The following is a 15469-nucleotide window of genomic DNA, read 5'->3' as shown; positions in this document are numbered from 1 at the left end:
TGCCCGCGAAGGCGTCCTTTCAAACAACACATCGCTATCAGCGAAAATCCCGCCGCTGACGAATCAACGTATAGGCGTTATGCAATTCGCGGGTCTTCTCGGTCGCCTCACGTACCTGCGACGCAGTCGCCCCGCTGCCAGCGATCTTGTCCGGATGATGACGGCTGAGCAGCCGCCGATAGGCCCGCTTGATCTGCGCAGGCTCAGTGGTGGCGGATACCCCCAGCAGTCGCAAGGCGTCCTGATAAGACACGGTACTGCTGACTGGCGGACGTCTGTTGGGCTCATAGTCAATCGCCAGCGCCTGCACCTGATGCGTTGTCCAGCCCAACCACTTGCCCCATTGAGCAATCAACTCGCGCTCACTGCTGCCCGCGCGGCCATCGGCCCAGATCATTCGCCAGCAAGCGCGCAACACGCCTTCGGCCGCATGAGGCTGAGCACTCAGCCGACGCAGGTATCCGCGCAACCGGTCGTTGCCTGACTTGCCGCGATTGAACGCGGCAATCGCCCGACGCTGAGCCGGTTCATTCATCTCCAGCGAGCGCATTTCCTGGCGCGCCTGCTGGATATGGCCGTCCACGACCCGCCCATCGCACTTGGCCAGCCTTCCCAGCAGCACGAAAAGCAGTTCGTCGTTGCGCAGGACGGGGCGCCCACCGAGCTTCTCCAGCAGATGCCCCCAACTCTGCAAATGCAGGCGTCGATCCAGCGCCTGGCCCAACAAGGCGCCGAGCATGGCCCCCGGAATGCTGGCAATGGCAAAGCCTGCTCCGGCTCCAATCAGAGTCCCTGGCCACAGCATGTCAGCGGCTCGCTTCAATCAGTGCTTCAGCCTCGGCCAGACGCTCGTGGGTACCGACATCGACCCACAGCCCGTTCAGGCGCTCGCCCGACACCTGCCCGTTCGCCATCGCGTCACGCAGCAGCGGCGCCAGTTTGAACGCACCGGCCGAACAGCCTTCGAACAGTTGCGGGTGCAGCACGGCGATACCGCTGTAGGTCAGGTTGGCAGTGCCCGGCTGGCCATCGTGGACTTGCCCGTCGATCAACTGGAAATCCCCGGACGGGTGATGGGCCGGGTTCTCGGCCAGCACCAGATGCGCCAGGCCGACGATGGGCTGGTGCAGCACGCTGAAGTCGTAATCGGTCCAGATATCACCATTGACCACAACAAACGCGTCATCGCCCAGCAACGGCAACGCTCGGAAAATCCCGCCACCGGTTTCCAGCGGTTCGCCCTCCGCGGAATACTGGATGCTCACGCCAAAACGCGAGCCATCGCCCAGGTAATCTTCGATCTGCTGGCCGAGCCAGGCATGGTTGATCACGATCTCGGTAAACCCGGCGGCGGCCAGCGCCTGCAGGTGATACTCAATCAGCGGCACCCCGCCGGCGCGAACCAGGGGTTTTGGCGTGGTCAGGGTCAACGGGCGCATGCGCTCGCCTTTGCCTGCCGCCAGAATCATTGCCTTCATGCTTTGACTCCGGCGCGCAGACTGGCCAGCAACACATCCAGCTCGGCCAGCTCAGGGCGACGGGCGATCACTGCTTCTATATAGGCAAAGAAACGCGGCACATCGGTCAGGTATCGCGGCTTGCCGTCGCGGTGGCAGATGCGGGCGAAAATGCCGATTACCTTCAGGTGGCGCTGCACGCCCATCAGGTCACTGGCGCGCAGGAAGTCTTCGAAATCGGCCTGTACCGGAATATTCAGGGCGGCAGCTTGCTGCCAGTAGCGCTCCAGCCAGCCGCGCACGCGTTCTTCGGGCCAGCTGAGGAACGCGTCCTTGAACAGGCAGGTGACGTCATAGGTCACAGGACCGTAGACCGCGTCCTGGAAATCCAGCACGCCAGGATTCGGCTCGCTGAGCATCAGGTTGCGCGGCATGTAGTCACGGTGCACCAGGACCTTGGGCTGCGCCAGGGCGCTGTCGATCAGCAGATCGCTGACCTGTTGCCAGAGCACTTGCTGGGCGGCGTCGAACTCGATGCCCAGCTCGCGTTTGACGTACCACTCCGGGAACAGCTCCAGCTCGCGACGCAGCAGTGCGACGTCATAGCTGGGCAGCGGCGCAACCATTGGCAACTGCTGAAATGCCAGCAGCGCTTGCAGGGCGTCGTCGAACAAAGGGTCGGCGTTTTCGCCGTCGATCACGTCCAGATAGGTCTTGTTGCCCAGGTCATTGAGCAAAAGAAAACCGCGTTCGAGGTCTTCGGCATAAATTTTCGGCACATTTATTCCGGATTTCGCCAGCAAAAAAGCGATATCCACGAAGGGTTTGCAGTTTTCCTGGGGCGGTGGCGCGTCCATCACGATGAAACTTCTATCGGCGCCCTCCCAACGGAAATAACGCCGGAAACTCGCGTCGCTGCTGGCCGCGGTCAATGTGGCCGGGGGTACGGCACCCCAACCCTGCTCTGCAAAAAGGATCGTCAATTGTTCATCGAGCCAAACTTTCAGGTGTTGCAAACGTACATCTTGGTCAGGCATTGCAAGGGTCTCCGACGGCCCTAGCCGTCAAGCGGGTCATGCTTTATTATCCAGCATCTTTTTCAGACCATCGAGAGGCGTGCGGCCCACACCGCGGGCAGATGGCACGCAGGAAGCCCGGACTAATAAGATGGCATTGAAATCCCCCGCGTTTCGTAAAAAATTTCCGTTGTTGGTAACCGGCAGTCTGCTGGCCTTGCAACCTCTAGCTACTTCCTATGTAGTCGCCGGCGAACAGTATGACTGCTCAGTCTCTGCTTCGGGTGCCTGGGATTGCTCGCCCAAGACGCCTGCGGCTGCATTGCCTCCGCGTCCCGTGCATGACGGCAGCGCCGTTTCCGCATCCGGCGAAACTGCGGCCGAAAGCGGCTCCAGCGAAGACTCTGGCGCCAAGCCCGTACTCGTTACCGAGTCCAAGGGTCGCGGCCTGAAGTCCCGTAGCGAAGACTACAGCCACCTCGACTGGGTTCCCCGCGAACAACTTACGGCAGCCCAATTGGCCGAAACCGGCCCTTACTGCTCTGGTTCCTATATCGAACCGATTCGTCCTGGCATGAATGACAAGACGAATAAAAGTGACGCGCCAACCTTTATCGGCGCGAAAGCCTCGCGCTACAAGCAGGATGAGCAAGTCGCCACCCTGGCCGGTGACGTGGTCATGCGCCAGGGCAGCATGCAGGTCGAAGCCGACGAAGCCAACCTGTACCAGGCCGAGAGCCGTGGTGAGCTGGCCGGCAACGTCCGCATCCGCGACAACGGTGCCCTGATCGTTGGCGACCACGCCGATGTGCAACTCGACACCGGTGAAGCCAAGGTCGACAACGCCGAATACGTGATGCACAAGTCGCGTATCCGCGGTAACGCGCTGTACGCCAAGCGTGCCGAGAACGCGATCATCCGCCTCAAGGACGGTACGTACACCACGTGTGAACCGAACAGCAACGCCTGGCAGCTCAAGGGCAACAACATTACCTTGAACCCCGCCACCGGTTTCGGTACTGCGACCAACGTGACCCTGCGCGTGAAGGACATTCCTGTCCTGTACACGCCGTACATCTATTTCCCGATCGACGACCGTCGCCAGTCCGGCTTCCTGCCGCCGACCATCGGCACCGGCAGCGATACCGGCTTCATGCTGGTCACGCCGTACTACTTCAACCTGGCACCGAACTACGATGCCACGTTGTATCCGCGCTACATGGCCAAGCGTGGCCTGTTGATGGAAGGCGAATTCCGTTACCTGACCAAATCCAGCGAAGGTCAGTTCGGTGCCGCGTATCTCAACGACGAAGACGACGACCGCAAGCTGCAGACGGACTACGAAAAAACCCGCTACATGTACAACTGGCAGCACAAGGGTGGTCTGGACTCGCGCGTACTCACGCAAGTCGACTACACCAAAATCAGCGATCCTTATTACTTCCAGGATCTGCAGACTGACCAGATCGGCGTGAAGAGCGCCGATTACGTGAACCAGCAGGGCTCGGTCACCTACCGTGGCGACAGCTATACCGCGCGTGTGAATGCCCAGGCGTATCAACTGGCGACCGTGTCGAACATCACGCCGTATGACCGTTTGCCGCAGATCACCTTCAATGGTCAGCTGCCTTATCACCCGAACGGCCTGAAATTCGATTATCAATCTGAAATCGTCCGTTTCGACCGGGACCTGAAAACCGGCAACTTCGTCAACGAAGACGGCACGACCGAACCACGTCTGGACACCAACGTTCAGGGTCTGGCGCGCGCCAACGGCGATCGTCTGAACCTTGCACCCTCTGTCAGCCTGCCGATGCAAGCGACCTATGGTTTCCTGACGCCGAAGCTCAAGTATCAGTACACCCAATACCAACTGGATCTGGACAGCATCGGCAAGAGCCAGGTTGCTGCGCAGACGGCCGAACAGGACCGCCTAAACGGCACTTTCGACTCCAGTCAGAACCGTGGCGTGCCAATTGCCAGTATCGACAGCGGCCTGTACTTCGATCGCAACACATCCTGGTTCGGCAAGAACTATCGTCAGACGCTCGAACCACGCCTGTTCTATCTCTACGTACCAGAGAAGGACCAGGAAGACATTCCAGTGTTCGATACCAGCGAATACACCTTCAACTACGCGTCCCTGTTCCGCGACAACCGCTTCTCCGGCTCCGACCGCGTCGGCGACGAGAACAAGCTGTCGCTGGGCGTGACCAGCCGCTGGATCGAAGACAACGGCTTCGAACGTCAACGCATCAGCGTCGGCCAGGCGTTGTACTTCAAGGATCGTGAAGTCCAGTTGCCGGGTATCGATGCGAAAACCCGCGAAGACGCACACTCAAGCGTGTCTCCATACGCACTGGAATACGAGTATCGCTGGAACCGCGACTGGCGCACCACCGCCGACTACAACTGGGACCCGGACAGCCGCAGCCCTCGCTCGGGCAGCGCGATGTTCCACTACCAGCCTGAAGACAACCCGAACAAGGTCGTCAACGTCGGTTACCGCTATCGCAACGACCAGATCCGCTACGACCAGAACACCGGTCAATGGCAGGTCGGCGGCGGCGACTACGGCGTTCCGGGCCAGCCTGGCTACGTGAAGGACTACTACAAGATCGAACAGCACGATTTCTCGGTGATCTGGCCGATCGTGCCGCAGTGGAACGCCATCAGCCGCTGGCAGTATGACTACAACCGCAACCGTACCCTGGAAGCCTTCGGTGGTTTCGAGTACGACAGCTGCTGCTGGAAACTGCGCCTGATCAACCGTTACTGGGTCGATTATGAAGAGTTCAGCCAGGAAGCACCGCAAAACGAAAAAGGCGACCATGGCGTCTTCCTCCAAATTGTTCTGAAGGGACTCGGCGGCCTCACCGGCGCCAAGGTAGAGAGCTTCCTCGACAAAGGCATTCAAGGTTATCGTGAACGTGAAGACCAAGCTTTCTGATTGTCTGCGCCCGCTGATGCTGGGCGCGTTGTTCCTGACTACTGCGGCCAGCGCCGCAGTAGAGTCCATTGATAAAGTGGTGGCCATCGTCGACAACGACGTGGTCATGCAGAGTCAACTGGATCAACGGGTACATGAAGTCCAGCAAACCATCGCCAAGCGTGGTTCGGCCGTACCGCCAGCCAGCGTACTGGAGCAGCAGGTACTGGAACGCCTGATCGTCGAGAACCTGCAACTGCAGATCGGCGAACGTTCCGGCATTCGCATCACCGATGAAGAACTGAACCAGGCGGTCGGCACCATTGCCCAGCGCAACAACATGTCGGTCGAGCAGTTCCGCGCCGCCCTGACTCGCGACGGCCTGTCCTACGACGACGCCCGTGAGCAGATTCGTCGCGAAATGGTCATCAGCCGTGTGCGCCAGCGCCGTGTGGCAGAACGCATCCAGGTCACCGAGCAGGAAGTGAAGAACTTTCTGGCTTCCGACCTGGGCAAAATGCAGCTGTCCGAAGAGTTCCGCCTCTCCAACATCCTGATTCCTACGCCGGAAAGCGCCAACTCCGACGCGATTCAGGCTGCCGCCAAACAGGCTGATGCGGTTTACCAGCAGCTCAAGCAAGGCGCTGACTTCGGTCAACTGGCCATTGCCAAATCCGCCAGTGAATCGGCACTTGAAGGCGGCGACATGGGCTGGCGTAAAGCCGCTCAGTTGCCACCACCCTTCGATCGCCTGTTGAGCACCATGACCGTTGGCGACATCACCCAGCCAATGCGCACGCCCGGCGGCTTCATCATCCTGAAGATCACCGACAAGCGTGGCGGTGAATCGCAGGTGCGTGACGAAGTGCATGTGCGGCACATTCTGGTCAAACCAAGCCCGATCCGTGACGAAGCCAAGACCAAGGCCCTGGCCGAGTCGCTTTACGCCCGCATCCAGTCGGGCGAAGATTTCGGCGAACTGGCCAAGAGCTTCTCTGAAGACCCGGGTTCGGCGCTCAACGGCGGCGACCTGAACTGGATCGACCCGAACGCCTTGGTTCCGGAGTTCCGCGAAGTGATGGCCAAGACCCCGCAAGGTCAGCTGTCCAAGCCGTTCCAGACTCAATATGGCTGGCATGTACTGGAAGTCCTTGGCCGTCGCGCCACCGACAGCACCACCCAGGCTCGCGAACAGCAGGCAATGACCGTACTGCGTAACCGCAAATACGACGAAGAGCTGCAAACCTGGCTGCGTCAGATCCGTGACGAAGCGTACGTTGAAATCAAACTCCCTGGCGCCGACCAGGCCGCGCAGTGAAGCCCAAACGCTTTGCGCTGACACCCGGCGAACCAGCGGGCATAGGTCCTGACCTGTGCCTGCTGCTCGCCTCGCAAGCCCAGCCACACCCCCTGATTGCCATTACCAGTCGCGACCTGCTTATCGAGCGGGCCGCGCAACTGGGGGTGGCCGTCGACTTGCTGCCGGTGACACCGGACAACTGGCCAGACACACCTGCTCCAGCCAACAGCCTGTATGTCTGGGATACCCCGTTGAACGCCAAGGTCGCCGCCGGGCAACTGGACAAGGCCAACGCCGCCTTCGTTCTGGAAACCCTGACCCGCGCAGGCAAAGGCTGCCTGGACGGACATTTCGCCGGGATGATCACCGCGCCCGTGCACAAGGGCGTGATCAACGAGTCCGGGATTGCCTTTTCCGGGCACACGGAGTTCCTCGCCGATCTGACCCACACCGCGCAAGTGGTCATGATGCTCGCCACCCGCGGCTTGCGCGTGGCGCTGGTCACCACTCACCTGCCGCTGCGCGAGATTGCCGATGCAATCACACCGGAGCGCCTGGAGCGGGTCACGCGAATCCTCCATACCGATCTGCAGGAAAAATTCGGCATCGCCCAGCCACGCATCCTGGTGTGTGGGCTCAACCCCCACGCCGGTGAAGGCGGACACCTGGGCCATGAAGAAATCGATATCATCGAACCCACACTGGAGCGTCTGCGCGGCGAAGGCATGGACCTGCGCGGTCCCCTGCCCGCCGACACGCTGTTTACCCCCAAATATCTGGAGCACTGCGACGCAGTGCTGGCGATGTACCACGACCAGGGCCTGCCTGTGCTGAAATACAAAGGCTTCGGCGCTGCGGTCAACGTGACCCTCGGCCTGCCGATCATCCGCACATCGGTCGACCATGGCACCGCCCTGGACCTGGCCGGCAGCGGCAAGATCGACACCGGCAGCCTGCAAGTGGCCCTGGAAACCGCCTACCAGATGGCCGAGACCCGTTTATGACCGAGCAATACCAACACAAGGCGCGCAAACGCTTTGGCCAGAACTTTCTGCACGATGCCGGGGTTATCGACCGCATCCTGCGTTCCATTCACGCCAAACCCGATGACCGGATGCTGGAAATCGGCCCGGGCCAGGGCGCGTTGACCGCCGGCCTGCTTGGCAGCGGTGCCCAGCTGGACGTGGTGGAACTGGACAAGGATCTGATCCCGATCCTGAACCAGCAGTTCGCCGGCAAGAGCAACTTCAATCTGCATCAGGGCGACGCGCTGAAGTTCGACTTCAATACCCTGAACGCTGCACCCCGCAGTCTGCGGGTGGTTGGCAATCTGCCCTACAACATCTCCACGCCGCTGATCTTTCACCTGCTGCACAACTCGCACCTGATTCGCGACATGCACTTCATGTTGCAGAAGGAAGTGGTCGAGCGCCTTGCCGCGGGGCCGGGTGGTGGCGACTGGGGCCGTTTGTCAATCATGGTTCAGTACCACTGCCGGGTCGAGCACCTGTTCAACGTCGGCCCGGGCGCGTTCAACCCGCCACCGAAAGTCGATTCGGCCATCGTGCGCCTGGTGCCCCACACCGTGCTGCCGCACCCGGCCAAAGACCATCGGCTGCTGGAGCGCGTGGTGCGCGAAGCGTTCAACCAGCGTCGCAAGACCCTGCGTAACACCCTCAAGTTGTTGCTCAGCAACGCCGAAATCGAAGCCGCTGGCGTCGATGGCGGTTTGCGCCCCGAGCAGCTGGATCTGGCAGCCTTCGTGCGCCTGGCTGACAAACTCAGCGAACAGTCACAACAGAAGACCCCTGACGCCTGACAGCGCTTGAACGTTATCGGGTAGGACACCAGCCCCCATGTCTGGTTTACTACCCGATTCTTGTCCTAGACTGATCTCTATCAGCTACGCCCCGCGTCCCGCTTCGAATTTAAGGCCTCTCGCATGTCCGATCCTCGTTATCAGGTCGACGTCAGCGTCGTCACCCGCTATCTGGCAGAACAATCGCAACCCGAACAAGACCGCTTTGCCTTCGCCTACACCATCACCGTGCAAAACAATGGCTTGATTCCAGCCAAATTGCTCTCACGGCACTGGGTCATCACCGATGGCGACGGGCATGTCGAAGAGGTTCGCGGTGCGGGCGTGGTCGGCCAGCAGCCGTTGATCGAGGCGGGCAAGAGCCACACCTACAGCAGCGGCACGGTCATGACCACCAAAGTCGGTACCATGCAAGGCAGCTATCAGATGATTGCCGACGACGGTAAGCACTTTGACGCCATCATCGCCCCGTTCCGCCTGGCGGTGCCCGGAGCCCTGCACTGATGGCGACGTATGCGGTCGGCGACCTGCAAGGCTGTCTTGAAGCACTGCAATGCCTGCTCAAACAAGTCGCCTTCGACCCGGCAAAGGATCGCCTGTGGCTGGTAGGAGACCTGGTCAACCGCGGCCCGCAATCGCTGGAAACCCTGCGTTTTCTCTATGACATCCGCGAATCGCTGGTGTGCGTGCTCGGCAACCACGACCTTCATCTATTGGCAGCCGGGCGCAACATCGAGCGCCTGAAGAAGGCCGACACCCTGCGCGAGATCATCGACGCCCCCGACAGCGCCGAGCTGCTTGATTGGCTGCGCCAGCAGAAACTCCTGCATTACGACGAGCAGCGCAACGTCGCCCTGGTCCATGCCGGCATCCCTCCGCAATGGTCGCTGCGCAAGGCCTTGAAGTACGCCGCCGAAGTCGAGACCGCCCTGCGCGACGACAATCTGTTCCCGGCCTACCTGGACGGCATGTACGGCAACGATCCGGCGAAATGGGACAACGACCTCAAAGGCGTGACGCGCCTGCGGGTGATCACCAACTATTTCACCCGGATGCGCTTCTGCACGGCCGAAGGCAAGCTCGACCTCAAGAGCAAGGAAGGCCTGGACAGCGCGCCGCCCGGCTACAAGCCCTGGTTCCAGCACAAGGACCGCAAGACCAAAGAGGTGAAGATCATTTTTGGTCATTGGGCCGCGCTGGAAGGCAAGGTCCTGGATCCGGGCATCTCGGCCCTCGACACCGGTTGCGTCTGGGGCGGCGCCCTGACCCTGATGAATGTCGACACGGGCGAGCGCCTGTCCTGCAAATGCGATGAGCACGGCCATGCCGCCAAGCCACCAGTCGCCCCGATCACTCCCGAACCATCGCCAGCCAGCGCCCCGCGCTAGACTGCGCTTTCAGCCGAGCCACAGGAGCCCGCCATGAGCGAATTCAAACGTATTCCCCCGGAACAGGCCCACGCCCTGCGCGAACAGGGCGCAGTCGTGGTCGACATCCGCGACCCGGCCACCTATGCCGCGCTGCACATCAGCGGCTCGAAGCACCTGGATAACCACTCGGTCTCCGACTTCATTCGCAACGCCGACCTCGACGCGCCGACCGTGGTGGTCTGCTATCACGGCAACTCCAGCCAGAGCGCGGCGGCCTACCTGATCAGCCAGGGTTTCTCCGACGTCTACAGCATGGATGGCGGCTTTGAACTGTGGCGTACGACTTTTCCTTCGGAAACTGCGCAAGGCATCTCCGAATAATATTTTTGTAACGCGCAAGCCCCCGGCTTGCGCGGGCTGGCGCGGTGGCAGACGAACGGTCAGCCACAACTAATTACGTATCTCGCCTTTACCTCCCGAATTCCCAACTATCCTTAAGCGCAGGCCATCCAAAACAGGGGAGAGCCGGTACACCGGCGCACGGATCATCGGGAGTAGCTTTCGGAGTCGTCAGCTTCGGAAGGTTTCTGGGGGGTAAACAGCGACTGCCTGTTCGGTCGCTGCCAGCATCGACTGAGTGATCCGGCGTCGGCTCCACGTATCGAGCGAGGTGACGTCATGAGTATCTTTAGCCACTTCCAACAACGTTTCGAGTCCACACGCCAGGAAGAACTCTCGCTGCAAGAGTACCTGGAGCTGTGCAAAAAGGACCGTAGCGCCTACGTTTCCGCCGCCGAGCGTCTGCTCCTTGCCATCGGTGAACCGGAGCTGCTGGACACCTCGACCAACTCGAGGCTGTCGCGAATTTTCTCCAACAAGGTGATCCGCCGCTATCCGGCCTTTGAAGACTTCCACGGGATGGAAGAATGCATCGACCAGATCGTGTCGTATTTCCGCCATGCCGCTCAGGGCCTGGAAGAGAAGAAACAGATCCTCTATCTGCTCGGCCCAGTCGGTGGCGGTAAATCGTCCCTGGCCGAGAAGCTCAAGCAACTGATGGAGCGCGTGCCCTTCTACGCGATCAAGGGCTCGCCGGTATTCGAATCGCCACTGGGTCTGTTCAACGCCACTGAAGACGGCGCGATTCTCGAGGAAGATTTCGGCATTCCACGTCGATACCTGAACACCATCATGTCGCCTTGGGCCACCAAGCGCCTCGCCGAATTCGGTGGCGACATCAGCCAGTTCCGCGTGGTCAAACTCTACCCGTCGATCCTCAACCAGATCGCCGTGGCCAAAACCGAGCCGGGAGATGAAAACAACCAGGACATCTCGGCACTGGTGGGCAAGGTCGATATCCGCAAACTGGAAGAATTCCCGCAAAACGACGCCGACGCCTACAGCTACTCGGGCGCACTGTGCCGGGCCAACCAAGGCCTGATGGAATTCGTCGAAATGTTCAAGGCGCCGATCAAGGTGCTGCACCCACTGCTGACTGCCACTCAGGAAGGCAACTACAACAGTACCGAAGGCCTGGGCGCGATTCCGTTTACCGGGATCCTGCTGGCCCACTCCAACGAATCGGAATGGCATACCTTCCGCAACAACAAGAACAACGAAGCGTTCATCGACCGGATCTACATCGTCAAAGTGCCGTACTGCCTGCGCGTCAGCGACGAAGTGAAGATCTACGACAAACTGCTGTTCAACAGCTCGCTGGCCAAGGCCCACTGCGCGCCCGACACCCTGAAGATGCTCGCCCAGTTCACCGTGCTCTCTCGCCTGAAGGAGCCGGAAAACTCGAACATCTATTCCAAGATGCGCGTGTATGACGGCGAGAACCTCAAGGACACCGATCCGAAGGCCAAGTCGATCCAGGAGTACCGCGACAACGCCGGCGTCGACGAAGGCATGAACGGACTGTCGACCCGTTTCGCGTTCAAGATCCTGTCCAAGGTGTTCAACTTCGACCCGCACGAAATCGCCGCCAACCCGGTGCACCTGCTCTACGTGCTGGAACAACAGATCGAACAGGAACAATTCCAGGCCGAGACCCGCGAGCGCTACCTGCGATATTTGAAGGAATACCTGGCACCGCGTTATATCGAATTCATCGGCAAGGAGATCCAGACCGCCTACCTCGAGTCTTACAGCGAGTACGGCCAGAACATCTTCGATCGTTACGTGCTGTACGCCGACTTCTGGATCCAGGACCAGGAATACCGCGATCCGGAAACCGGCGAAATCCTCAACCGCGTGGCACTCAACGAGGAACTGGAAAAAATCGAGAAACCGGCCGGCATCAGCAATCCGAAGGATTTCCGCAACGAAATCGTCAACTTCGTCTTGCGCGCCCGGGCCAACAACAACGGCAAGAACCCGACCTGGCTCAGCTACGAAAAACTGCGGGTGGTCATCGAGAAGAAAATGTTCTCCAACACCGAGGACCTGCTGCCGGTCATCAGCTTCAATGCCAAGGCCAGCAAAGAAGACCAGCAGAAACACAACGACTTCGTCACACGGATGGTCGAGCGGGGCTACACCGACAAACAGGTACGGCTTCTTTCCGAATGGTACCTACGGGTCCGGAAGTCGCAGTGAAGCAGCGGCAAGCTTCCAGCTACAAGCTGCAAGTGAAAAGCGGTTGAGTCCCGGTCTCCGGGACCCGATGGCGCTTTCACTTGTCGCTTGAAGCTTACGACTTGAAGCTCCCCGGAGGGGCCTATGAGCTATGTGATCGACCGACGTCTCAATGGCAAGAACAAGAGCACGGTAAACCGTCAGCGGTTTCTGCGGCGCTACCGTGACCACATCAAAAAGGCCGTCGAAGAGGCAGTCAGCCGGCGTTCCATCACGGATATGGAACATGGCGAGCAAATCAGCATTCCCGGCCGCGACATCGATGAGCCCGTGCTTCACCATGGTCGCGGTGGCAAACAGACCGTCGTACATCCCGGCAACAAGGAATTCACCAGCGGCGAGCACATTGCACGCCCGCCGGGAGGTGGTGGCGGCAGAGGGCCTGGCAAGGCCGGTAATTCGGGTGAAGGGATGGACGAGTTCGTCTTCCAGATCACCCAGGAGGAATTCCTCGAATTCATGTTCGAGGACCTCGAGCTGCCCAACCTGGTCAAGCGCAACCTGACCGGCACCGACACTTTCAAGACGGTACGCGCCGGGATCAGTAACGAAGGCAATCCATCGCGGATCAACATCATCCGCACCCTGCGTTCGGCCCATGCGCGGCGAATCGCCCTGTCCGGCAGCAGCCGCGCGAAACTGCGCGAGGCCAAGGAAGAACTTCTGCGACTTCGGCAGGAAGAGCCGGATAACTTCGGCGATATTCAGGAACTGGAAGCGGAAATCGAAAAACTCAGCGCACGCATTCACCGCGTGCCGTTCCTCGATACCTTCGACCTCAAATACAATCTGCTCATCAAGCAACCCAACCCCAGCTCCAAGGCGGTGATGTTCTGCCTGATGGACGTGTCCGGCTCCATGACCCAGGCGACCAAGGACATCGCCAAACGCTTCTTCATCCTGTTGTATCTGTTTCTCAAGCGTAACTACGACAAGATCGATGTGGTGTTCATCCGCCACCACACCAGCGCCCGCGAAGTGGACGAAGAGGAGTTTTTCTATTCCCGGGAAACTGGCGGCACCATCGTATCCAGCGCCCTGAAACTGATGCAGGAGATCATGGCCGAGCGCTATCCGGCCAATGAATGGAACATCTACGCGGCCCAGGCTTCCGACGGCGACAACTGGAACGATGATTCGCCGATCTGCCGGGACATCCTGATCAACCAGATCATGCCGTTCGTGCAGTACTACACTTACGTCGAGATCACCCCGCGCGAACATCAGGCCTTGTGGTTCGAGTACGAGCGCATTGCCGAAGCCTTTTCCGACACTTTTGCCCAGCAACAACTGGTCTCGGCCGGAGATATCTACCCGGTCTTCCGTGAACTCTTCCAGCGCAGGTTAGTGACATGACCGCCAAAGAGCAGAAGCGCCAACCCATTTCCACCGGTTCCGAGTGGACATTCGAGCTGATCCAGGCCTACGACCGTGAAATCAGTCGTATCGCGGCTCGCTATGCCCTCGATACCTACCCTAACCAGATCGAAGTGATCACCGCCGAACAGATGATGGACGCCTATGCCTCTGTCGGCATGCCGCTGGGTTATCACCACTGGTCCTACGGCAAGCATTTCCTCAGCACCGAAAAATCCTACACCCGCGGCCAGATGGGGCTGGCTTACGAGATCGTGATCAACTCCGACCCGTGCATTGCCTATCTGATGGAGGAAAACACCATCTGCATGCAGGCGCTCGTAGTGGCCCACGCCTGCTACGGGCACAACAGTTTCTTCAAGGGTAACTACCTGTTCCGCACCTGGACCGATGCCAGTTCGATCATCGATTACCTGGTGTTCGCCAAGCAGTACATCATGCAGTGCGAAGAGCGTCACGGTATCGATGCGGTCGAGGACCTGCTCGATTCCTGCCACGCCCTGATGAACTATGGCGTCGATCGCTACAAACGCCCTTATCCGATTTCCGCCGAAGAAGAGCGCCGCCGGCAAAAGGACCGGGAAGAACACCTGCAGAAACAGATCAATGACCTGTGGCGCACCATTCCCAAAGGCGCGGACAAGTACAGCGAAAAGGACAACGCCCGATTCCCTGCCGAACCGCAGGAAAACATTCTCTATTTCATTGAAAAACACGCTCCGCTGCTGGAGCCGTGGCAACGGGAAATCGTGCGTATCGTGCGCAAGATCGCTCAGTATTTTTATCCACAACGCCAGACCCAGGTGATGAACGAAGGCTGGGCCACCTTCTGGCACTACACCCTGATGAATGACCTGTACGACGAAGGCCTGGTCACCGACGGCTTCATGATGGAGTTCCTGACATCCCACACCAGCGTGGTGTTCCAGCCTGGCTTTGACAGCCCTTACTACAGCGGTATCAACCCCTACGCCCTGGGCTTTGCCATGTACCGCGACATCCGGCGCATGTGCGAGGAGCCGACGGACGAGGATCGCCGCTGGTTCCCGGAAATTGCCGGCAGCGACTGGCTCTCGACCATCAAGTTCGCCATGAGCAGCTTCAAGGACGAGAGTTTCATCCTGCAGTACCTTTCACCCAAAGTGATCCGCGACCTGAAGCTGTTCAGCATCCTCGACGATGATCAAAAGGACGATCTGCTGGTCCCGGCGATTCATGACGAGGGCGGTTACCGGATCATCCGTGAAACCCTGGCCGCCCAGTACAACCTGGGCAATCGCGAACCCAACGTGCAGATCTACAGCATCGACCGCCGCGGCGATCGCTCGCTGACCCTGCGCCACCAGCAACACGACCGCAAACCGCTGGGAGAGTCCACCGAGGAAGTGCTCAAGCACCTGCATCGACTCTGGGGCTTCGACATCCACCTGGAAACCCTGCAAGGGGAACAGGTGATGAAAACCCACCACGTCCCTCCCAGAAGTGAACATGCCGAGGGGGATTACGGCCGCCTGGACCTGGCTGTCATCCATCTCTGATCCTGTTCGAACCTCCGCAAGTT

Annotated in this window: 13 protein-coding genes; 10 read left to right on the top strand and 3 right to left on the bottom strand. The window is 59.7% G+C overall.

What is annotated here, in order from left to right:
• Positions 1–37 precede the first annotated feature (37 nt).
• From HNO86_RS19485 to HNO86_RS19475, 3 genes are read right to left on the bottom strand one after another with little or no spacing between them, the layout of a single operon-like run.
• The gene (locus HNO86_RS19485) at positions 38–805 is read right to left on the bottom strand and encodes a DnaJ domain-containing protein (protein ID WP_175378563.1); all 768 of its coding nucleotides are present in this window, start codon (positions 803–805) and stop codon (positions 38–40) included.
• 1 nt (position 806) lies between these two features.
• Positions 807–1478, bottom strand: coding sequence for an N-acetylmuramate alpha-1-phosphate uridylyltransferase MurU (murU, locus tag HNO86_RS19480; protein ID WP_175378562.1), 672 nt, complete (start codon positions 1476–1478; stop codon positions 807–809).
• On the bottom strand, positions 1475–2494 hold the full coding sequence (locus tag HNO86_RS19475) for an aminoglycoside phosphotransferase family protein (protein ID WP_175378561.1): 1020 nt from the start codon (positions 2492–2494) through the stop codon (positions 1475–1477). The genes murU and HNO86_RS19475 overlap by 4 nt, the downstream gene beginning before the upstream one ends.
• Positions 2495–2624: 130 nt before the next feature.
• Between HNO86_RS19475 and HNO86_RS19470 the strand changes: the two genes are divergently transcribed.
• From HNO86_RS19470 to HNO86_RS19425, 10 genes are all read left to right on the top strand, one after another.
• Positions 2625–5423 (top strand): LPS-assembly protein LptD, encoded by a 2799-nt coding sequence (locus HNO86_RS19470; RefSeq protein ID WP_175378560.1) that lies wholly within the window; start codon positions 2625–2627, stop codon positions 5421–5423.
• Positions 5404–6720 (top strand): peptidylprolyl isomerase SurA, encoded by a 1317-nt coding sequence (gene surA, locus HNO86_RS19465; protein ID WP_175378559.1) that lies wholly within the window; start codon positions 5404–5406, stop codon positions 6718–6720. Before HNO86_RS19470 ends, surA begins: the two co-directional genes overlap by 20 nt.
• Positions 6717–7706: a 4-hydroxythreonine-4-phosphate dehydrogenase PdxA gene (gene pdxA / locus HNO86_RS19460; RefSeq protein ID WP_175378558.1), complete on the top strand. Its 990-nt coding sequence runs from the start codon at positions 6717–6719 to the stop codon at positions 7704–7706. The genes surA and pdxA overlap by 4 nt, the downstream gene beginning before the upstream one ends.
• Positions 7703–8521: a 16S rRNA (adenine(1518)-N(6)/adenine(1519)-N(6))-dimethyltransferase RsmA gene (rsmA, locus tag HNO86_RS19455; protein ID WP_175378557.1), complete on the top strand. Its 819-nt coding sequence runs from the start codon at positions 7703–7705 to the stop codon at positions 8519–8521. Before pdxA ends, rsmA begins: the two co-directional genes overlap by 4 nt.
• 123 nt (positions 8522–8644) lie before the next feature.
• Positions 8645–9025, top strand: coding sequence for a Co2+/Mg2+ efflux protein ApaG (gene apaG, locus HNO86_RS19450; RefSeq protein WP_110965173.1), 381 nt, complete (start codon positions 8645–8647; stop codon positions 9023–9025).
• Entirely contained in the window at positions 9025–9909 is an 885-nt protein-coding gene (locus HNO86_RS19445; RefSeq protein ID WP_175378556.1) for a symmetrical bis(5'-nucleosyl)-tetraphosphatase, read from the top strand. Before apaG ends, HNO86_RS19445 begins: the two co-directional genes overlap by 1 nt.
• 33 nt (positions 9910–9942) lie before the next feature.
• Positions 9943–10272, top strand: coding sequence for a thiosulfate sulfurtransferase GlpE (glpE, locus tag HNO86_RS19440; protein ID WP_175378555.1), 330 nt, complete (start codon positions 9943–9945; stop codon positions 10270–10272).
• 297 nt (positions 10273–10569) lie between these two features.
• The gene (locus HNO86_RS19435) at positions 10570–12492 is read left to right on the top strand and encodes a PrkA family serine protein kinase (RefSeq protein ID WP_175378554.1); all 1923 of its coding nucleotides are present in this window, start codon (positions 10570–10572) and stop codon (positions 12490–12492) included.
• Positions 12493–12615: 123 nt separating this feature from the next.
• A complete protein-coding gene (locus HNO86_RS19430) occupies positions 12616–13887 on the top strand; it encodes a YeaH/YhbH family protein (RefSeq protein WP_175378553.1) in 1272 nt (423 codons plus the stop codon).
• Positions 13884–15446: a SpoVR family protein gene (locus tag HNO86_RS19425; protein ID WP_175378552.1), complete on the top strand. Its 1563-nt coding sequence runs from the start codon at positions 13884–13886 to the stop codon at positions 15444–15446. Before HNO86_RS19430 ends, HNO86_RS19425 begins: the two co-directional genes overlap by 4 nt.
• The last annotated feature ends 23 nt before the right edge of the window (positions 15447–15469 follow it).

It is taken from the genome of Pseudomonas sp. C1C7 (assembly GCF_013359595.1).
In the GTDB taxonomy this organism is placed as follows: domain Bacteria; phylum Pseudomonadota; class Gammaproteobacteria; order Pseudomonadales; family Pseudomonadaceae; genus Aquipseudomonas.
This window is presented reverse-complemented; position numbering and strand designations above follow the sequence as displayed.